Below are 18,537 nucleotides of genomic sequence, written 5' to 3' on the forward strand. Positions count from 1 at the left end.
CCTTGGAAAGGAGACGACGATCATGGCGACATCCCCCCTCTTCCCCCCTGCCCTCTGGCTGGCATTCCTCTGCGGCGCGGCCGCCGTGGCCTACGGACTCTGGGCACGCCGCTGGATCCTCGCCCAGGACGCCGGCAGCGAGCGCATGCAGGCCATCGCCGCCGCGATCCAGGCCGGCGCGGCCGCCTATCTCGCGCGGCAGTACCGCACCATCGCCGTGGCGGGTGCCGTGCTGGCCGTGCTCATCGGCTTCTTCCTGGACCTGCGCACGGCCGCCGGCTTCGTGCTGGGCGCGGCGCTCTCGGGCGCCTGCGGCTTCATCGGCATGAACATCTCGGTGCGCGCCAACGTGCGAACCGCGCAGGCGGCGGCACGGGGCATCGGTCCGGCGCTGCAGGTGGCGTTCCGCGGCGGAGCCATCACCGGCATGCTGGTGGTGGGCCTCGGGCTGCTGGGCGTGGCCGGCTTCGGTGCCTTCCTGCTGCATGCGGGACCGGCAGCGCCGGCATCCGGCGCGGGGATCGCGGCGCAGCTGCATCCGCTCATCGGCTTCGCCTTCGGTGCGTCGCTGATTTCCATCTTCGCCCGGCTGGGCGGCGGCATCTTCACCAAGGGCGCGGACGTCGGGGCGGACCTCGTGGGCAAGGTGGAAGCCGGCATTCCCGAGGACGACCCGCGCAACCCGGCCGTGATCGCCGACAACGTGGGCGACAACGTCGGCGACTGCGCCGGCATGGCGGCCGACCTGTTCGAGACCTACGCGGTCACCCTGATCGCCGCCATGGTGCTGGGCACGCTGCTGGGCCTGCCGTCCATGCTGGCCGTGGCCTACCCGCTGGCGCTGGGCGGCGTGTCGATCCTGGCCTCGATCGCGGGCTGCGCCGTCGTCAAGGCGTCGCCGGGCATGACCGACGTGATGCCCGCGCTCTACCGGGGCCTGGCCGTGGCCGGAGGGCTGTCGCTGGCGGCTTTCGCGCTGGTCACGTTCTGGCTGTTCCCCGACGCCGCGCTCTTTCCGCAGGCCACCGCCGGGCGGCTCTTCGGCGCCTGCGCCACGGGCCTGGCACTCACCGCCGCGCTGGTCTGGATCACCGAGTACTACACGGGCACCCAGTACGCACCCGTGCGCCACATCGCGCAGGCCTCCACCACCGGGCACGGCACGAACATCATCGCGGGGCTGGGCGTGTCGATGCGCTCCACCGCCTGGCCGGTGGTGTTCGTGTGCGTGGCGATCCTGGTCTCCTACACCCTCGCGGGCATCTACGGCGTGGCGGTGGCCGCGACGGCGATGCTCAGCATGGCCGGCATCGTGGTCGCGCTGGACGCCTACGGCCCCATCACCGACAACGCGGGTGGCATCGCGGAGATGGCCGAACTGCCGGCCAGCGTGCGCGCCGTGACCGATCCGCTCGACGCCGTGGGCAACACCACCAAGGCCGTCACCAAGGGCTACGCCATCGGCTCGGCCGGCCTGGCCGCGCTGGTGCTGTTCGCCGACTACACGCACCAGCTCGGCGTGCAGGGGCAGGCGCTGCGCTTCGACCTGTCGGATCCGCTGGTGATCGTGGGCCTGTTCATCGGCGGCATGGTGCCCTACCTGTTCGGCGCCATGGCCATGGAGGCCGTAGGCCGCGCGGCGGGCGCCGTGGTGGTGGAAGTGCGGCGGCAGTTCTCCACCATCGACGGCATCATGGAAGGCCGCGCGCAACCCGAATACGGCCGTGCGGTGGACATGCTCACGGCCGCTGCGATCCGCGAAATGGTGATACCCAGCCTGCTGCCGGTGGCCGTTCCCATCGCGGTGGGCCTGCTGCTCGGGCCGCGCGCGCTGGGCGGCCTGCTCATGGGCACCATCGTCACGGGCCTGTTCGTGGCCATCAGCATGTGCACCGGCGGCGGCGCCTGGGACAACGCCAAGAAGTACATCGAGGACGGCCACCACGGCGGCAAGGGCAGCGAGGCGCACAAGGCCGCCGTCACCGGCGACACGGTGGGAGACCCCTACAAGGACACCGCCGGCCCGGCCGTGAACCCGCTCATCAAGATCATCAACATCGTGGCGCTGCTCATCGTGCCCCTCGTGGCGCGGCTGCACGGCGGAGGCTGAGCCGACGGCCCGGCGCCGCGCGGCCATAGCGGCCGGCCCTGGGAGCCCGGAGACCATGGGGATGGGCCGCCCGCAGGTGACAAGCCAGGGGCCTGGCCCGGGGTAAGGTGGCCCTCTCCCCGGTCCTCCCAGGAAAGGCTGTCCGATGCCGCTGCACGCATCCCCTCGATCCCTCCCCGCTTTCCGCCAGCCGCCCGCCGGCTGGAAACCCGTCCTGGCGGCCGTGCTGGCGCTCGGCGCGCTCGCCGCCGGCCCGGCCTCCGCCCAGGCCAACGCACCGCAGCCCGGCGCCAGCCCGGCCATGCAGGACACGCTGCAGGCCGTGCGATCGGCCCCGGCGGTGCGGCAGGTGCTGGACGACCTGCGCACCGACCACGACCGCTCCATCGCCGAACTGCGCCAGCTGGTGCAGATCCCGGCGCCACCCTTCAAGGAACAGCGCCGCGCCGAATATGTGGTGAAGCGCTTCCGGGAACTGGGCCTGGCGGACGCCGCCATCGACCGGGAGGGCAATGCCGTGGGCGTCCGCAAGGGCACCGGCAACGGCCCCAGGCTCGTGGTTTCGGCCCATCTCGACACCGTGTTCCCCGAAGGCACCGACCTCACCGTGCGCGAGGAAGGCGGCCGGCTGTACGCCCCCGGCATATCGGACGACACGCGCGGCGTCACCGTGCTGCTCTCCTGGCTCAAGGCGCTCGGCGAACGCCGGCTGCAGACGGTGGGCGACATCGTCTTCGTGGCGAACGTGGGCGAGGAGGAGCTGGGCAACCTGCGCGGCATGAAGGCCCTGTTCCGCGAGCATGCCGATATCGACGGCATGGTCGGCCTGGAACCCGGCGACGGCGACGGCATCCTCAACCAGGGCACGGGCAGCCACCGCTACGAAGTGGCTTTCAAGGGGCCGGGCGGCCACAGCTTCGCGGCGTTCGGGCAGGTGCCAAGCGCCATCCATGCGATGGGCCGCGCGATCGCGCACATCGGCGACGTCCAGGTGCCGGCCGATCCCAAGACCACCTTCACCGTGGGCAAGGTGGGCGGCGGCACCTCCGTGAACACCATCGCGGGCGACGCCACGATGGCCGTGGACATCCGCTCCAACGCCCTGCCCTCGCTGCTGCAGGCGGAGAAAGACATCATGGCCGCCATCCAGCGCGGCGTTCAGGAAGAAAACCGCCGCTGGAACACCGCCGCGCAGATCACGGCCGAGCCGAAGATGATCGGCGACCGCCCGGCCGGTGCCACCGCCGCCGACCAGCCCATCGTGCAGGCCGCCGTGGCCTCGGTCATCGCCTCGGGCGGCAAGCCCACGCTGCGCGCGGCCAGCACCGACGCCAACGTGCCCATGGGGCTGGGCATCCCCGCCATCATCCTGGGCAGCGGCGGCAGGACCGGCGGCTTCCACGCGCTGGGCGAGTGGTTCGACCCGGCCGACGCCTGGAAGGGCGCGCAGACCGGGCTCGCCACGGTGCTCACGCTGGTGGGCGTGCAGGGCGTGAGCGAGCCGGTCCTCGCCCGCCGCCCGCGCCGCTGAGGGACAGGCCCCGGGTCAGGCCCGTGCCGGCCGGCCCGGCCGCTCGTTGAGGCGCACCGGGCCCGAGCGCGCCTCGACCGCCGCCTGCACCTCGCGACGCAGCCCGAGCACGAAGCCGATCTCGGCCGCCACGAAAAGCGGCCCGACGATCAGGCCCACGAGGTCGTCCACGAAGGCGGGCTTGCGGCCCTCGTAATAATGGCCCACGAACTGGATCACCCAGCCGACCACGAACAGGCCAAGGCCCGCGCCCAGCCACAGCGCGGTACCCTGCGCCGCCAGCCACTGGCCCACGGCCAGCATGGCGGCCAGCACCGCGGCCATCGCGAGCCCGTAGCGCGCATCGAGCCGGAAATAGAACAGGCTGGCGGCCAGCGCCGCGACCAGGGCGGGCGATACCGGCAGCAGGCCGGCCGCCGGCCACGCCGGACGCGACAGCAGCACCGTGACGGCCAGCATGATCATGGGCACGCCGGCGAAATGGGTCTGGATATTGCGCGGATCGCGGTGGTAATCCGCGTACTGCGACAGATGGTCGATCAGGGTTTTCATGGAGCGTCTCCTGCGTGGCGGCCCTCTCGGTCGGGGTGCCTGGGGCGAATAATCCGCAGTGGCCGCCGCACCGTCTGTCGGCCAGCCGACACAAACCCGCCGGAGCGGCCGCCCCCGATCCCCCGCATGCCCGACGCACTGACCTCCCCCGCGGACCATCTCGCCACGCTCGCCTCGGGCCGGTGGTTCGCCGCCCTGCCCCCGGAGCTGGCCGGCGCGCTCGCCGGCATGGCACACATGCGCGCGCTGCAGCCCGGACAGGCGCTCTTCCTGCGGGGCGATCCACCGTGCGGGCTGTATGCGGTCGTGCGCGGCGCCATCGACATCTCCGGCGTGGGCGGCCCCGACCCGCAGCCGCGCTCCGCCCTGCTCACGCGGCTGGAGCCACCCGCCTGGTTCGGGGAGATCGCGGTCTTCGACCGCGCTGCGCGCACGCACGACGCGCATGCGGCCGAGCCCGGAACGCTGTTGCTGCACGTGCAGCAGGCGCCCCTGCTGGCCTGGCTGGCGCAGCATCCGGCCCATTGGCACGCCCTGGGCATGCTGCTGGCCGACAAGCTGCGCACGGCCTTCGTCGCGCTGGAAGAGCTCGCGCTGCTGCCCGCGCCCCAGCGCCTCGCGCGGCGGCTGGTGCTCATGGCCGAGGGCTACGGGCAGTGGGCCGGCGAAGGGCGCTCGCGCCGGCTGCTCTCGCTGTCGCAGGAGCAACTGGCGCTGATGCTCGCGCTCTCGCGCCAGACCACCAACCAGATCCTGCGCGACCTGCAGGCCCGTGGCCTGCTGCGCATGCACCGCGGCGGCATCGAGATCCTGGACCTGGCCGGCCTGCGCGCGGCCTGCGGCTGACTGCCGGGGCGTGCGTGTCGCACAATGCCCCGCATGCAATACCACCACATTGCCAATGCCGCGGTGCCCTCCACCGGCGGCCGCACCCTGCCGGTGATCGACCCTTCCGACGGCCAGCCCTACGACGAGATCCAGCGCGGCACGGCCGAGGACATCGACGCGGCCGTGCGTGCCGCGCGAGAGTGCCATGACACCGCCTGGCGCAAGCTCGCACCGGCCGAGCGCGGCCGGCTGCTGATGCGCCTGTCGCAGGTGGTGGCGGACCATGCGGAGGAACTGGCGGACATCGAGCGGCGCGACTGCGGCAAGCCCACCCGGCAGGCACACGCCGATGCCGCCGCGCTGGTGCGCTATTTCGAGTTCTATGCCGGCGCCTGCGACAAGCTCCACGGCGACACCATCCCCTACACGGACGGCTACAGCGTGCTCACCTGGCGCGAGCCGCACGGCGTGACGGGGCACATCGTGCCCTGGAACTACCCCATGCAGATCTTCGGCCGCTGCGTGGGCGGCGCGCTGGCCGCCGGCAACACCTGCGTGGTCAAGCCCTCGGAAGACGCCTGCCTCTCGCTGCTGCGGGTCGCGCAGCTGGCCACCGAGGCGGGGTTTCCGCCGGGCGCGATCAACATCGTGACGGGCTACGGACACGAGGTGGGCGAGGCGCTGGCACGCCACCCCGGCATCGACCACATCAGCTTCACCGGCAGCCCGCGCATCGGCACGCTGATCCAGCAGGCGGCGGCCGAGCGGCATTGCCCGGTCACGCTGGAACTGGGCGGCAAGAGCCCGCAGATCCTCTTCGCGGATGCGGACCTGGACGCTGCCCTGCCCGCCGTCGTCAACGCCATCGTGCAGAACGCGGGCCAGACCTGCTCGGCCGGCTCGCGCGTGCTCATCGATGCCCTCATCTACGAGCGGGTGCTGGAGCGGCTGGCGGGCCTGTTCGAAGCGCTGCGCGTCGGGCCCGCGGCGATGGACCTGGACCTGGGGCCGCTGATCCGCCAGAGCCAGCAGCAGCGCGTGTGGGATTTCCTCTCAGACGCACAGGTGGCGGGCATCCCCGTCATGGCCCAGGGCTCCGTGGTGGACGGCGCACCGCAGACAGGCTTCTACCAGGCGCCCACGCTGCTGCGCGACGTGCCGCCGGACCATCGCCTCGCGCAGGAGGAAATCTTCGGCCCCGTGCTTTCGGCCATGCCCTTCGAGGACGAGGAACATGCCGCGCAGTTGGCCAACGCCACGCGTTTCGGCCTCGTGGCCGGCGTATGGACGCGCGATGGCGGGCGCCAGTTCCGCATGGCACGGCGCATCGCCAGCGGCCAGGTGTTCATCAACAACTACGGCGCCGCCGGGGGTGTGGAACTGCCTTTCGGCGGCGTGAAGTCCAGCGGCCATGGCCGCGAAAAGGGCCTGGAGGCGCTGCACGGTTTCACCACGCTCAAGACCGTGGCCATCCGGCACGGGTGACGCGTCAGCCCAGCGCGGTATCGAGCAGCATCATCAGCACGAAGCCGATCATGAGCCCGCCGGTGGCCCAGGCCTCGTGCCCCTTGCGGTGCGACTCGGGAATGATCTCGTGGCTGATGACGAACAGCATCGCCCCGGCGGCGAAGCCCAGGCCCCAGGGCAGCAGCCCGGCCGACAGGCCGATGACCGAGGCGCCGAGCACCGCCCCCAGCGGCTCCACCAGGCCCGAGGCCATGCCCAGCAGCACGGCCAGCCAGCGCCGGTAGCCTGCCGCGAGCAGCGCCACCGCCACCACCAGCCCCTCCGGCACGTCCTGGATGGCGATGCCGGCCGTGAGCGTGCCGGCCTGCAGCGGGCTGGTGCCTCCGTAGGCCACGCCGATCGCCAGCCCCTCGGGCAGGTTGTGCAGCGCGATCGCGAAGACGAACAGCCAGGTGCGCCGCAGCGTGCGCGGCGAGGGGCCTCCCTCCACCCCCTTGATGAAATGCTCGTGCGGCAGCAAGCGCTCCATGGCGAGCAGCGCCAGGCCGCCCAGCAGGATGGATGCGCCGATGATGCCGCCGGCCGCCCAGGAGCCCGCGCCGTTGGCTTTCGCGGCGTCCAGCCCGGGGATGATGAGCGAGAAGGAGCTGGCCGCCAGCATCACGCCGGCCCCGAAGCCGAAGAGCGTGTCCTGCACGCGCTCCGACAGGCGCTGGGAGAACACCACGGGCAACGTGCCCAGCGCCGTCGCCAGCGCCGCCACGAGACCGCCCTGCCAGGCCTGGGCCACGCGTGGATTCGCCTGCAGGAACTGCGTGAACTGCAGCGCCAGCACCACGGCGCCCGCCACGGCGATGGCCAGGCCCAGCCAGCGGCGGGTGCTCCAGGCGGGGCGGCGCAGGGAAAGCGAGTTCTGGGCGGGCATGGGCGGAGGCTCCGGCTGGGTTTTCACGGTGGAAGATCCCGGTGCATTCGGGGCGGACGGGACTGTGCCGGCGGGATCAGCCGCGCGCCTGCGCATACCGGCGCGCGACCTCGTCCCACCGGATCACACGATAGAACGCGGCGATGTATTCGGGACGCCGGTTCTGGTACTGAAGGTAGTAGGCGTGCTCCCATACATCGAGTCCGAGGATCGGCGTGTGGCCGGACAACAGCCCTGCCATGAGCGGACTGTCCTGGTTGCCGCTGCTCTCGACCGCGAGCCGGCCGGCACCATCGACCACCAGCCAGGCCCAGCCGCTGCCGAAGCGGGTGAGCGCCGCCTTGGTGAAAGCCTCCTTGAACGCATCGAAACCGCCCAGGTCCCGGTCGATGGCCTCGCCGAGCGCGCCGCCCGGCTGCCCGCCGCCGCCCTGCCCTTCAGGGGCCATCACGGTCCAGAACAAGCTGTGGTTCGCATGGCCTCCGCCGTTGTTGCGCACCGCCGTCTGCAGCGATTCCGGCAGCGACTGCAGGGCCGCCACGAGCGCGTCCACCGGGGTATCGGCATGCGGCGTGCCTTCCAGCGCCGCATTCAGGTTGTTGACGTAGGTCTGGTGGTGTCTGGTGTGGTGGATCTCCATGGTGCGCGCATCGATGTGCGGCTCCAGGGCGTCATAGGCATAGGGCAAGGCGGGAAGCGTATGCGGCATGTGGCTCACTTTCGGGCAAATGGACGGAGGAAAGATCAATAGATTTTGAATGATAATTATTCCTATTGTCATTTGCGTCAAGTAGGAAATTGCCCTTCCGTGACAGGCCGGGCTCCCGGCCACTGCCCTGCCGCCGGCCCTGCAGATTGGCAGCAGACCGGCAGGCGGCCTGTGGCTGCCCCCGGCGTCAGGCCAGGGGCGGCAGCAGGTTCATCAGCATCACCATGGCCAGCCCCACCAGGGCCACGATGGACTGCACTACCGAAATCGTCTTGGTGGCCTCGCCCATGTCCATGCCGAACGACTCCTTCACCAGCCAGAAGCCGGCATGGTTGGCATAGTTGAAGAAGAGCGATCCGCAGCCGATGGACAGCGCGAGCAGCGGCTGGTTCACCGCCGTGCCGGAAGCGGCCAGGGGCGCCAGCAGGCCTGCCGCGCCCACGATGCCGACGGTCGCCGAGCCGGTGGAGACGGACAGCAGCATGGAAATCAGCCAGCCCAGCAGCAGCGGGGACACGGGCCACTGCTGGCTCAGGTGGACGATGGCGTCGCCCACGTGCGCGTCGGTCAGCACCTGCTGGAAGGCACCGCCGCCCGCGATGATGAGCAGCACGTTGGCGATCGGCTTGATGCTGTCGCCCAGGGCCTTGCGCACGGCCTCGGGCCGGCCGGGCCGCAGCGCCAGCACGGCGAAGAGAACGCCCAGCAGCATGGCGATGATGGGGTGGCCCACGAAGGCAGCGAAATGCAGCAGGGCAGAACCCTTGGCCAACAGCACCTCGCCCAGCGCGTGCAGCAGCATCAGCAGAGCGGGCGCCAGGGCGGCCAGGATGCCCAGGCCGATGCCTGGCGGGTTCTGGCGCGCGGGCTGCGCCGCAGGGCTCCCCGCATCGGCGGCATCGGGCGCGTACTGGGCGATCAGCGCATCATCAGGGCGCACCTTCAGGCGCCGGGCGATGAACGTGCCATACACCGGGCCTGCCAGCACGATGGCCGGAATGGCAGCGATGAAGCCGTAGATCATGGTGGCGCCGACGCTGGTCTTCAGCGTGGCGATGGCCGTGAGCGGGCCGGGATGCGGCGGCACCATGCCGTGCATGGCCGCCAGCGCGGCGATCACCGGCACCCCGACATACACATAGGCAGAACCGCTGCCCTTGCGTCCGGCCTCCAGCTTGCGGGCCACGCCGAAGATCAGCGGCAGCAGCACGACCAGCCCGACCTCGAAGAACATCGGGATGCCGATGACGAAGGCCACGCCCGCCATGGCCCACGGCAGCATCTTCGTGGAGGCGCGTTCCAGGATGGCGCTCGCCAGGCGGTCGGTGACCCCCGAGTCCGCCAGGATCTTGCCCAGCATCGCCCCCAGCGCCACGACCAGCCCGACCGCGCCCAGCGTCTTGCCCGCTCCTCCGGAAATGGCCCCGACGAGCTTGTCCAGCGGCATGCCGGTGAACAGGCCGGCGGCCACCGAAACGATGAGCAGGGCCAGCAACGGATGCAGCCGGAGCCGGGACACGATGAGTGCGACCAGCCCGAGCACGCTGGCCAGCGCCGTGACCAGCAGTTGAATGTCCTGAGAGTTCATGGAAGAAGCCGGGGTGCGGAAAAAACGCGTGGACGTGCATCGTACCGGCCGGGCCCATCCCTCCGGCCTCCCGGATGACGGCCATGGCAGCGTCGGGTGAAACCCTGGGCCCTGGTTCATGCAAAATCCGCACAATGGAACGGCCACGCCCCGTCGGTTCCGGCGGGTGCGCAGGCGACGACAGACCAACGACGACCGGCCGGCAGCCGGCACGGCCAGCAAGAGAGAGGGTTCCCATGCAAGACAGCACATCTCCCGCCTCCGGAGCGGGTACGGATACGCGCATCGTGCGCGCCGCCATCCACCCCGCCATCGGCATCGCCCGCGTGGGCAACAGCCGGGAGGATTTCTACATCGGCCCGCAGGTCACCCATCCCGCCCCCCGGGAGCCCGGCTTCTACCGAGATCCCACGGGAGCGCTCAAGCGCGAGGCAGCCGAGTTCCGCATCTATGGCTACAACGCCGCGGGCGAGGTGGTCCGCGAACTGTCGTCTCCTGCGGACGACATCACCTGGGAGGTCCACGTCGCCAACCGCAAGGCGGCCTGGTACCAGTGGCAGATCGCCATGGACATCCCGGAGGCGGCCAAGGTCGTCCTGCCCCGCCGCAATGCCAACGTGACGGCGCCCGCGCGCAATACCCTGGCCATCGACGCCGGCGCGCAGCGCATCCAGGGACCGCATGCCGCCGCCGTCGCGTGCACGGGCCACTTCACCGGCGTGGCGGTGCAGATCGGCGAACTGCGCACGGACGGCCAGGGCCGGCTGCTGTTCCTGCCCGGCCACGGCGTCTCCGCCTCGCCCACGGGCAGCCCGATCTTCATCGAGGGGGACGACAACTCCTTCATCAATGCCGACGGCTGGTACGACGACACCTGCGACGGCCCCGTCTCCGCCACGGTGCGCATCGACGGGCAGCCGGTCCCGGTGGAGGGCGCCTGGGTGGTCAGCGCCCCGCCCAATTACGCGCCCCAGGTCAAGGCCGAACGCACGCTGTACGACCTGCTGCACAGTCTCTACGTGCAGGCGGGCTGGCTGCCCTTCCCAAGGGAGATCTCGTTCACGCGCGATGTGTACCCCATCCTGCAGCGGCTCTCCGGGCTGCAGTGGGTCAACCAGGGATTCGCGACGCAGTTCGGCCACAACGGGGTGTTCGACTTCGAGCACCCGGCGTTGATCGAGCGCCTCGCCGCCCTGCCCCCGGACGGCGCCTACGACCCGAATGCGGAAGTGCGCCGGCAGGTGTTCAACAGCTTCCGCCCCCCCGAGCCGGCAGACGGAAACCAGATGCCCTGGCCCTGGATCTATGGCGACGCCATGACCAACCCCGCGGGCCAGAGCCCGCGCCAGAACGCCGCCATCAGCCAGACCCAGAGCGACATCCTGGCCCGCTGGGCGGACGGCCGGTTCACTGCGGACTGGGGCACCGTGCCCGCCCCTGCGGACCACATCGACGCCGTGCCGCTGCAGGAGCAGCCGGCCATGCTCGACCGGGCCGCCCTGGAATTCTGCCTGGCCGATGCCTTCCACCCCGGCTGCGAACTGACCTGGCCGATGCGCCACCTCACCCTCTACAGCGCACCGTTCCGCATCCGCCGCCGGCCGGTGGGCGAAGTGGAGCGGGACTACGGCAACACGCTCGACCAGGCGACCGCGCTCTCGGCGAACGGGCCGCTGTATGCGCAGGGTCCCGGCGACCTCAATCGCTGGATGGGCCTGCCCTGGCAGGCCGACACCGCCTTTTGCCGCGCGGGCTACGACACGCGTTACGACCCGTTCGCTCCCGCCTTCTGGCCGGCCCGCGTGCCCAACCAGGTGCTTGCCGAACAGGACTACGCCATCGTGGTGGACTCCGGCCAGCCGCCAGAGCGCCGCGTGGAGGCGTTCACCAACCGCACCGACTGGAACAAGCCGCTGCCCGGCGACACCGCCGAAGCGATGACGACGATGGTGCGCATCTTCGGATCCATGGGCCTGCTGGAGGTGCGCCCGGGCGTGCAAGGCGATCCGCGTTTTCCCGCCACGATGATGGTGGCGTCCTACGGCCCCGACGTGGCACCCGCCGACGCCCGCAGCACTGCCGGCACGACCGCCGCACCGGCCGGCGATGCGGTGCGGCCCATGGGCCTGCAGGCCGTGGCACCCGCAGGGGGAGCGGCCCGCCCGCTGCCATCCGGCGCCAACTTCCGTTCGCACGACGATGCCCGCAGGGCGCCCCTGCCTGTCCGCAAGGGCCCGCCCCTGGCATGAATGCGGCCGGTGCGGTCTTCGACGCGGCGATCGCCGGTGCAGGCCCCGCGGGCTCGGCCTGCGCGGCGGTGCTGGCGCGCGCGGGCTGGCGCGTGCTCCTGGCGGACACGGAGGGCGAGCGGAACGCGCGCATCGGGGAGAACCTGCCGCCCGCGGTGTTCCACCTGCTGGCGGAACTGGGCCTGAGCGAAGCGGTGCGCGCCGATGGACACCGCCCATGCCTGGGCAGCTGGTCCAGCTGGGGCGAGTCGTCCGGCCGAGCCAGTGACACCCTACGGCAACTGCAGGGCGACGGGGTGCAGCTGGACCGGGCCCGCTTCGACGCGCGCCTGCGGGCGGCCGCCCTTCTGGACGGCGTGCGGTTCTGGCCATCCACCCACCTGCAGATCGACCGGCCCGCGGAAGACGGCCATCCCCACGCGATCCGTGCCCGGGCGACGGGCGGAGGAGACACCGTGCAGGTCGCCACACGCTGGTTCATCGACGCCACCGGGAGGGCGGCCGCCCCGGCCTGCCGGCTCGGAGCCCGGCGCCAGCGCCATGACGCCCTGCTCGCCTTCCACCTGCGCCTGGAGAGCAGCGGCCCCCGTGACCGCGACGGCCGCACATGGATCGAAGCCGTCGAGGACGGCTGGTGGTACAGCGTGCTGCTGCCCGGCGGGGAGCGGGTCGTTTCGTTCCTGGGCGACGCCGATCTCGTCGATCGCCGCGCGCTGCTCTCCAGCGACGGCCTCTGGAGCAAGCTCCAGTCCACGCAGCACCTGCGCGCACTCTGCGCAGGACATGGTTACCGGCCCTGCGCCGCCGTCCAAGGCGCGGACGCCTGCAGCTCCGAACTCGACCAGCCCGCAGGCCATCGCTGGCTGGCCGTGGGCGATGCCGCCCAGGCCTTCGACCCGCTGTCGTCCAAGGGCATCGGCAACGCGCTCCATACCGGGCTGTGTGCTGCCAGGGCGATGCTGGCGGCCGAGAGCGGCGATGCGGGGGCCGTCGGGCGATATGCCGCCCATCTGCGGAACATCCACCGGGTGTACCGGGCGCAACTGGCGACCGTCTATGCCCAGGAACGGCGCTGGGCCGGCGAGCCGTTCTGGGCACGCCGCCATGCACGGGCCGGCACGGCGGCCCAGCCGCCCATGGCCGCTACACTGGCCTGAGCGCCGGGCCATCCCCCGGCCACCCGGCCCCCGAAGGAGTCACAGGCCATGCGCGTTCCAGGCAAATCCACCATCGTCACCGGCGCCGGCGGCGGCATCGGCGAAGGCATCGCGCGGCGGCTCGCGGCCGAAGGCGGCCTCGTGATCGTGAACGACATCCGGCCCGACGCGGCCGAACGCGTGGCGGCCGCCATCCGCGCCGACGGGGGCACCGCCCAGGCCTTCGCGGCGGACGTCACGCGGTCGGACGAGGTGCGGGCCCTGGTGGCCGAGGCCGTATCCCGGCACGGCGGGCTCGACGTGATGGTCAACAATGCCGGCTGGACACACCGCAACCGCCCCATGCTCGAAGTGAGCGAGGAAGAATTCGACCGGGTGTACGCGGTCAACGTCAAAAGCATCTACCTGTCGGCGCTGCACGCGGTGCCGGCGATGCGCGGCAACCCGCAGCGGCGCGGCGGCTGCATCATCAACATCGCATCCACCGCCGGACTGCGGCCGCGGCCCGGGCTGACCTGGTACAACGGATCGAAAGGCGCAGTGATCGTGACCAGCAAGTCCATGGCGGCCGAACTCGGCCCGGACAACATCCGGGTGAACTGCATCAACCCGGTGTTCAATCCCGATACGGGCCTGGCGGCGGAGTTCGCGGGCGGCGAGCTCGACGATGCCCGGCGGGCGAAATTCCTGGCCACGATACCGCTCGGCCGCTTTTCCACGGCGCTGGACGTGGCGAACGCGGCGCTCTACCTGGCGAGCGACGAGGCCGCCTTCGTGAGCGGCACCTGCATCGAGGTGGACGGGGCCCGCTGCGTCTGACGCAGTCAGGCGAAGGTGTTGAGGCGCGTGCCCAGCGTGCCGAACGTCGCCAGGGCCGGTTCGGCGAACGGCAGCGATTGCAGCACGGTGGCCTCCAGCGTGCCGGCGGTGGCCAGCGTGGGGTCCAGGGAAGGCAGCGGGTCCAGCAGGCTGTCTTCCAGCGTCCCGAAGGGCACGAGGGAGGGACCGTTGATGGACTCGGACTGCAGCAGGGCCGACACATCGGACTCCTGCACGGCGAGCGAATTCCGGAGGGCCCCCGCGGCGCTGCCGTTGCGGTCCTGGTAGGCAAAGCTGGCCGTGTTCACGATGGATTGGTAGATGGAGACGTCCATGTCAGCTCCCGATGTCGCCGGTATCCGCATTGTGCCCCCGCCGGCGTGCAGGTGCCAAGGCCTCTGGCGCTTGGAGGCACGGGCCGGCAGGAGGTTCCCCGGGCGCCGGCGGAAATGACGGGCGTCCATATTCCGCCGTCTTCCATACCCCTACTGCGGCCATGCGGCAGAATCCCGCCATGGCCGAACGTGTGATTCCGCTCGTGGACCAGCGCATCGCCGCGCTGCGTCCCCGCATGCCCGACGGCCCCTTCGCCGGACCCGACGGTCGCCTGGCCGACGCGCTGGGCCGGCCCCTGCGCGACCTGCGCATCAGCGTCACCGACCGCTGCAATTTCCGCTGCAGCTACTGCATGCCCAAGGAAGTCTTCGGCAAGGACTATCCCTACCTCTCCCACGGCGACCTGCTCAGCTTCGAGGAGATCACGCGCCTGGCGAGGGTCTTCCTGGCCCATGGCGTGCGCAAGATCCGGCTCACCGGCGGGGAGCCGCTGCTGCGGCGCCACCTGGAGAACCTGGTGGAGCAGCTCGCGGGGCTGCGTACCACGGAGGGGCGCGTGCCCGACCTGACGCTGACCACCAACGGCTCGCTGCTCGCCCGCAAGGCCCGAGCCCTGCGCGATGCGGGCCTGGCGCGGCTCACCGTCAGCCTGGACAGCCTGCAGGACAGCGTTTTCCGCCGCATGAACGACGTGGACTTTCCCGTGGCGGAGGTGCTCGCCGGCATCGAGGCCGCCCAGGCGGCCGGGTTCGAGCACATCAAGGTGAACATGGTGGTCAAGCGCGGCACCAACGACCACGAGATCGTCCCCATGGCGCGCCACTTCCGGGGTACCGGCATCACGCTGCGCTTCATCGAGTACATGGACGTGGGCGCCACGAACGGATGGCGCATGGACGAGGTGCTGCCGTCGGCGCAGGTGATCGACCGGATCCGGCAGGAAATCCCCCTGGTACGGTTGCCGCCTGCGGCCCCCGGGGAGACGGCCGAGCGCTGGGGCTATGCAGACGCCCTGGGCCGGCACGATCCCGCCCTGGGGGAAGTCGGAACGATCAGCAGCGTCACCCGGGCGTTCTGCGGCGATTGCAACCGCGCCCGGCTGTCGATGGAAGGCCGGCTCTACCTCTGCCTCTTCGCCACACAGGGCTGGGACCTGCGCGCGCTGCTGCGCGGCGGGGCCGCCGACCCCGATCTCGCCGCGGCCATCGCCGGCATCTGGCAGGGCCGCACCGACCGCTATTCCGAACTGCGCGGCAGCCTGCCGCCGGCCACCGGCGCCCCGGCCGCGCGGCGCGTCGAGATGAGCTACATCGGCGGATGAGCCGCGGGGTGCCATGGTGATCGCCCGCGCGGACATCGCCGGCCTGGTCCTGGCCGGCGGCCAGGGCTCGCGCATGGGCGGGCTGGACAAGGGGCTGCAGGCATTCCGGGGCCGGCCGCTGGCCGCGGTCGCATTGGAGCGGTTGCGCCCGCAGGCCGCTCCAGGACAACTCGCGGTCAGCGCCAACCGCCACCAGGACCGTTACGCCACGCTCGGCGTTCCCGTACTGGGCGACGCCCTGCCCGGCCATCCAGGCCCCCTGGCCGGCATCCTGGCGGGCCTGCAATGGTGCGGCACGCCGTGGCTGCTGGCGGTGCCCTGCGATACGCCCTGCTTCCCGCCCGACCTCGGCGCCCGGCTGGCCGAGGCCGCCATGGCGGCTGGCACGGACATCGCCATGGCAGCTGCCCCCGAATCCGTGCCCCCATCCCCGCCCACCGGCGGGCCGGTGCCGATGCGCGTGCACCCCGTGGCCTGCCTGCTGCGCGCGGGCCTGCAGGACGACCTGCGGCGCTATCTGGAGGGCGGTGGGCGCAAGGTGCTGGACTGGATGGGCCGCCATGCCCCGGCCACGGCCGCTTTCGACCGGCCCGGGGACGATCCGAACGCCTTCCGCAACGCCAACACCCTGGACGAATTGCACCGACTGGAAGCCGACACTGCATGAGCCACTCCCAGCCATCCCCCGCCGAGCCGACCCCATCGATGCCGCAGGCAACGCCTCCCGGCGCCCCGGTGGCGCACGACCTGCCCGTGGAGGCGGTGCACGCACGGCTCGCCGCACTGGCCGAACCGGTGCGCGGGACCGAACAGGTGGGCATCTTCGCCGCGCTCGACCGCGTGCTGGCCGAGGATGTCGTCTCGCCCATGGACGTGCCGCCGCACGACAACTCCGCCATGGACGGCTTCGCCTTCGACGGCGCGGCCCTGACGGACGGCCGGCCGCTGGCCCTGCAGGTGGCCGGCACCGTGCTCGCCGGCCATCGCTGGGAGGGGCGCCTCGGCCCGGGCCAGTGCCTGCGCATCATGACCGGCGCGGTGATGCCGCAAGGAGCGGACACCGTGGTTCCCCAGGAAGCCGCCCTGCCCGCGTCTCCCGCAGGCGGGCCGGAGAGCATCACCATTCCCCCGGGCGCGGTTCGCCGGGGCGACCACCGGCGGCGCGCGGGCGAGGACCTGGCGCGCGGCCGGACCGCCCTGGCGAAGGGCACACGGCTCACGCCCGCCGCGCTCGGGCTGCTGGCGAGCCTCGGGCAGGCCACGGTGCCCGTCGTCCGCCGCCTGCGGGTGGCGTTCTTCTCCACGGGAGACGAGATCCTCAGCCTGGGAACACCCTGGCGCGAGGGGGCCGTGTACGACAGCAACCGCTACACCCTGTTCGGGCTGCTGGCACGCATGGGCGTGGAGCCCATCGACCTTGGCGCCGTTCCGGACGAGCCGCAGGCCCTGGAAGCCACGCTGCGCGCGGCGGCGGCGCGTGCCGATGCCATCGTCACCAGCGGTGGCGTCAGCGCGGGTGCGGCCGACCACACGCGCACTTTGCTGGACCGCCTCGGCCAGGTGGAGTTCTGGCGCATCGCCATGCGGCCGGGCCGCCCGATGGCCGCGGGCCGCATCCCGCGCCCGCAGGGAGCCGGCGGCGAAGCCGGTGCGGACAGCGCCGCCGTGCTGTTCGCGCTGCCCGGCAATCCGGTGGCGGCGATGGTGGCCTTTCTCGTGTTCGTGCGGCCGGCGCTGTGGCGCATGATGGGCTGCGAGCCCACGGCACCCCCCGCGCTGCGCGCACTCGCGGCCGGGCCGCTGCACAAGCGCCCCGGGCGCACCGAATACCAGCGCGGCATCGTCTTCCAGGATGCGGACGGCACCCTGTGCGTGCGCACCACCGGGCCGCAGGGCTCCGGGCTGCTGAGTTCCATGGTGCAGGCCGACGGACTCATCCTGCTGCCGCATGCCCGCGGCCCCGTCGCCGTGGGCGAGCCGGTGGACGTGCTGCTGTTTGACGGCATGCTCTGACACGGGAAGGCCCGGGCCGGGCGTACCCTTGCAGCCATCCCCCCACCGACCGGAAAACCCCATGCCCTATACCGCCCAGCATCTCGCCGAAGCCCCCGCGCGGGAGGACATCGACCGCCTGCAGGGCGCGTCCGTCCTGGAATTCGGCACGCCCTGGTGCGGCTACTGCCAGCGTGCCCAGCCGCTGATCGAAGCCGCCCTGAAGGACCAGGACCACGTACAGCACATCAAGGTCGAGGACGGCCCGGGCCGGCCGCTCGGCCGCAGCTTCGGCGTGAAGCTCTGGCCCACCCTGGTATTCCTGCGCGACGGCAAGGAAATCGACCGGGTGGTCCGCCCGCAGGACGCGACGGCGCTGCATTCGGGGATGCAGGCCATCGCCCATGCGCCGGCCATCAGCATCGGCCCGGCCTGAAGCGCGGGTGCCGGACGCCCTGCGGCCCTAGCCGCGGCCCAGGGCCTTGTCCACGCCCTTGTTGGCGAGGGCGTCGGCGCGCTCATTGCCGGGATCGCCCGCATGGCCCTTCACCCACTTCCAGTCGATCACGTGGCCGCCGCCGGCTACCAGGTCGTCGAGCCGCTTCCACAGCTCCACGTTCTTCACCGGCTGGCCGGATGCCGTGCGCCAGCCCTTTTTCTTCCACCCCTGGATCCACTCCGTGATGCCCTTGCGCACGTACTGGCTGTCGAGATAGAGCGTGACCGCGCACGGACGCTTGAGCGCGCCCAGGGCCTCGATCACGGCCAGCAGTTCCATGCGGTTGTTGGTGGTGCCCAGTTCCCCCCCGAACAATTCCTTTTCCAGCGCGCCCGAGCGCAACACCACCCCCCAGCCGCCGGGACCCGGATTGCCCTTGCAGGCCCCGTCGGTATAGATCACAACCTGATTCAAAACTCGCTCGCTTCCTTTGTCGTCATTCATAACTTCCGCT

Annotated in this window: 17 protein-coding genes; 11 read left to right on the forward strand and 6 right to left on the reverse strand. The window is 71.5% G+C overall.

Annotation, left to right across the window (positions count from 1 at the left end; all coding sequences use genetic code 11):
- Positions 1-22 precede the first annotated feature (22 nt).
- Positions 23-2,110 (forward strand): sodium-translocating pyrophosphatase, encoded by a 2,088-nt coding sequence (locus ACGHC0_RS13375; protein WP_368351468.1) that lies wholly within the window; start codon positions 23-25, stop codon positions 2,108-2,110.
- A 145-nt stretch (positions 2,111-2,255) separates the two neighbouring features.
- Complete coding sequence (locus ACGHC0_RS13380) at positions 2,256-3,641, forward strand: M20/M25/M40 family metallo-hydrolase (RefSeq protein ID WP_415265829.1); 1,386 nt, start codon at positions 2,256-2,258, stop codon at positions 3,639-3,641.
- Positions 3,642-3,656: 15 nt separating this feature from the next.
- Here the strand turns inward: ACGHC0_RS13380 and ACGHC0_RS13385 are convergent, their stop codons facing one another.
- Complete coding sequence (locus tag ACGHC0_RS13385) at positions 3,657-4,193, reverse strand: DUF962 domain-containing protein (protein WP_368351470.1); 537 nt, start codon at positions 4,191-4,193, stop codon at positions 3,657-3,659.
- 126 nt (positions 4,194-4,319) lie between these two features.
- Here ACGHC0_RS13385 and ACGHC0_RS13390 point away from each other — a divergent pair, with 126 nt between their 5' ends.
- Both ACGHC0_RS13390 and ACGHC0_RS13395 read left to right on the forward strand, forming a co-directional pair.
- Entirely contained in the window at positions 4,320-5,039 is a 720-nt protein-coding gene (locus ACGHC0_RS13390; protein ID WP_415265830.1) for a Crp/Fnr family transcriptional regulator, read from the forward strand.
- A 33-nt stretch (positions 5,040-5,072) separates the two neighbouring features.
- Positions 5,073-6,506 (forward strand): aldehyde dehydrogenase family protein, encoded by a 1,434-nt coding sequence (locus tag ACGHC0_RS13395; protein ID WP_415265831.1) that lies wholly within the window; start codon positions 5,073-5,075, stop codon positions 6,504-6,506.
- Between the two features lie 4 nt (positions 6,507-6,510).
- On the opposite strand, the gene ACGHC0_RS13400 is transcribed toward ACGHC0_RS13395, so the two are convergent.
- The 3 genes from ACGHC0_RS13400 to ACGHC0_RS13410 all read right to left on the reverse strand — a co-directional run bounded on the left by ACGHC0_RS13400 (position 6,511) and on the right by ACGHC0_RS13410 (position 9,710).
- Positions 6,511-7,413, reverse strand: coding sequence for a ZIP family metal transporter (locus ACGHC0_RS13400; protein ID WP_368351473.1), 903 nt, complete (start codon positions 7,411-7,413; stop codon positions 6,511-6,513).
- A 76-nt stretch (positions 7,414-7,489) separates the two neighbouring features.
- Positions 7,490-8,122: a superoxide dismutase gene (locus ACGHC0_RS13405; protein WP_368351474.1), complete on the reverse strand. Its 633-nt coding sequence runs from the start codon at positions 8,120-8,122 to the stop codon at positions 7,490-7,492.
- A gap of 187 nt (positions 8,123-8,309) precedes the next feature.
- Positions 8,310-9,710: a GntP family permease gene (locus ACGHC0_RS13410; protein ID WP_415265832.1), complete on the reverse strand. Its 1,401-nt coding sequence runs from the start codon at positions 9,708-9,710 to the stop codon at positions 8,310-8,312.
- A gap of 236 nt (positions 9,711-9,946) precedes the next feature.
- Here ACGHC0_RS13410 and ACGHC0_RS13415 point away from each other — a divergent pair, with 236 nt between their 5' ends.
- The 3 genes from ACGHC0_RS13415 to ACGHC0_RS13425 are packed head-to-tail and all read left to right on the forward strand — an operon-like array spanning position 9,947 to position 13,935.
- On the forward strand, positions 9,947-11,959 hold the full coding sequence (locus tag ACGHC0_RS13415; RefSeq protein WP_415265833.1) for a LodA/GoxA family CTQ-dependent oxidase: 2,013 nt from the start codon (positions 9,947-9,949) through the stop codon (positions 11,957-11,959).
- Entirely contained in the window at positions 11,956-13,116 is a 1,161-nt protein-coding gene (locus tag ACGHC0_RS13420) for an NAD(P)/FAD-dependent oxidoreductase (protein ID WP_415265834.1), read from the forward strand. Before ACGHC0_RS13415 ends, ACGHC0_RS13420 begins: the two co-directional genes overlap by 4 nt.
- A gap of 48 nt (positions 13,117-13,164) precedes the next feature.
- Complete coding sequence (locus ACGHC0_RS13425; RefSeq protein WP_415265835.1) at positions 13,165-13,935, forward strand: SDR family oxidoreductase; 771 nt, start codon at positions 13,165-13,167, stop codon at positions 13,933-13,935.
- Between the two features lie 5 nt (positions 13,936-13,940).
- On the opposite strand, the gene ACGHC0_RS13430 is transcribed toward ACGHC0_RS13425, so the two are convergent.
- A complete protein-coding gene (locus ACGHC0_RS13430) occupies positions 13,941-14,270 on the reverse strand; it encodes a hypothetical protein (RefSeq protein ID WP_415265836.1) in 330 nt (109 codons plus the stop codon).
- Positions 14,271-14,449: 179 nt separating this feature from the next.
- On the opposite strand from ACGHC0_RS13430, the gene moaA reads away from it, so the two are divergent.
- From moaA to ACGHC0_RS13450, 4 genes are all read left to right on the forward strand, one after another.
- A complete protein-coding gene (moaA, locus tag ACGHC0_RS13435; protein WP_368351480.1) occupies positions 14,450-15,592 on the forward strand; it encodes a GTP 3',8-cyclase MoaA in 1,143 nt (380 codons plus the stop codon).
- 13 nt (positions 15,593-15,605) lie between these two features.
- Positions 15,606-16,259: a molybdenum cofactor guanylyltransferase MobA gene (gene mobA, locus ACGHC0_RS13440; protein ID WP_368351481.1), complete on the forward strand. Its 654-nt coding sequence runs from the start codon at positions 15,606-15,608 to the stop codon at positions 16,257-16,259.
- 38 nt (positions 16,260-16,297) lie between these two features.
- Entirely contained in the window at positions 16,298-17,605 is a 1,308-nt protein-coding gene (gene glp, locus ACGHC0_RS13445) for a gephyrin-like molybdotransferase Glp (protein WP_415268419.1), read from the forward strand.
- 61 nt (positions 17,606-17,666) lie between these two features.
- Positions 17,667-18,020: a thioredoxin family protein gene (locus ACGHC0_RS13450; protein ID WP_415265837.1), complete on the forward strand. Its 354-nt coding sequence runs from the start codon at positions 17,667-17,669 to the stop codon at positions 18,018-18,020.
- Positions 18,021-18,047: 27 nt separating this feature from the next.
- Here the strand turns inward: ACGHC0_RS13450 and rnhA are convergent, their stop codons facing one another.
- Positions 18,048-18,497 (reverse strand): ribonuclease HI, encoded by a 450-nt coding sequence (rnhA, locus tag ACGHC0_RS13455; protein WP_415265838.1) that lies wholly within the window; start codon positions 18,495-18,497, stop codon positions 18,048-18,050.
- Positions 18,498-18,537: the final 40 nt, after the last annotated feature.

Origin of the sequence: Acidovorax sacchari (genome assembly GCF_042847045.1) — a bacterium.
GTDB lineage: Bacteria > Pseudomonadota > Gammaproteobacteria > Burkholderiales > Burkholderiaceae_C > Paracidovorax > Paracidovorax sacchari.

What these genes read in the sequence shown, in the direction of transcription:
- ACGHC0_RS13375 (WP_368351468.1), top strand. Translation starts at nt 23, where the DNA reads ATGGCGACATCCCCCCTCTTCCCCCCTGCCCTCTGGCTGGCATTCCTC.
- ACGHC0_RS13380 (WP_415265829.1), top strand. Translation starts at nt 2,256, where the DNA reads ATGCCGCTGCACGCATCCCCTCGATCCCTCCCCGCTTTCCGCCAGCCG.
- ACGHC0_RS13385 (WP_368351470.1), bottom strand. Translation starts at nt 4,193, where the DNA reads ATGAAAACCCTGATCGACCATCTGTCGCAGTACGCGGATTACCACCGC.
- ACGHC0_RS13390 (WP_415265830.1), top strand. Translation starts at nt 4,320, where the DNA reads ATGCCCGACGCACTGACCTCCCCCGCGGACCATCTCGCCACGCTCGCC.
- ACGHC0_RS13395 (WP_415265831.1), top strand. Translation starts at nt 5,073, where the DNA reads ATGCAATACCACCACATTGCCAATGCCGCGGTGCCCTCCACCGGCGGC.
- ACGHC0_RS13400 (WP_368351473.1), bottom strand. Translation starts at nt 7,413, where the DNA reads ATGCCCGCCCAGAACTCGCTTTCCCTGCGCCGCCCCGCCTGGAGCACC.
- ACGHC0_RS13405 (WP_368351474.1), bottom strand. Translation starts at nt 8,122, where the DNA reads ATGCCGCATACGCTTCCCGCCTTGCCCTATGCCTATGACGCCCTGGAG.
- ACGHC0_RS13410 (WP_415265832.1), bottom strand. Translation starts at nt 9,710, where the DNA reads ATGAACTCTCAGGACATTCAACTGCTGGTCACGGCGCTGGCCAGCGTG.
- ACGHC0_RS13415 (WP_415265833.1), top strand. Translation starts at nt 9,947, where the DNA reads ATGCAAGACAGCACATCTCCCGCCTCCGGAGCGGGTACGGATACGCGC.
- ACGHC0_RS13420 (WP_415265834.1), top strand. Translation starts at nt 11,956, where the DNA reads ATGAATGCGGCCGGTGCGGTCTTCGACGCGGCGATCGCCGGTGCAGGC.
- ACGHC0_RS13425 (WP_415265835.1), top strand. Translation starts at nt 13,165, where the DNA reads ATGCGCGTTCCAGGCAAATCCACCATCGTCACCGGCGCCGGCGGCGGC.
- ACGHC0_RS13430 (WP_415265836.1), bottom strand. Translation starts at nt 14,270, where the DNA reads ATGGACGTCTCCATCTACCAATCCATCGTGAACACGGCCAGCTTTGCC.
- moaA (WP_368351480.1), top strand. Translation starts at nt 14,450, where the DNA reads ATGGCCGAACGTGTGATTCCGCTCGTGGACCAGCGCATCGCCGCGCTG.
- mobA (WP_368351481.1), top strand. Translation starts at nt 15,606, where the DNA reads ATGGTGATCGCCCGCGCGGACATCGCCGGCCTGGTCCTGGCCGGCGGC.
- glp (WP_415268419.1), top strand. Translation starts at nt 16,298, where the DNA reads ATGCCGCAGGCAACGCCTCCCGGCGCCCCGGTGGCGCACGACCTGCCC.
- ACGHC0_RS13450 (WP_415265837.1), top strand. Translation starts at nt 17,667, where the DNA reads ATGCCCTATACCGCCCAGCATCTCGCCGAAGCCCCCGCGCGGGAGGAC.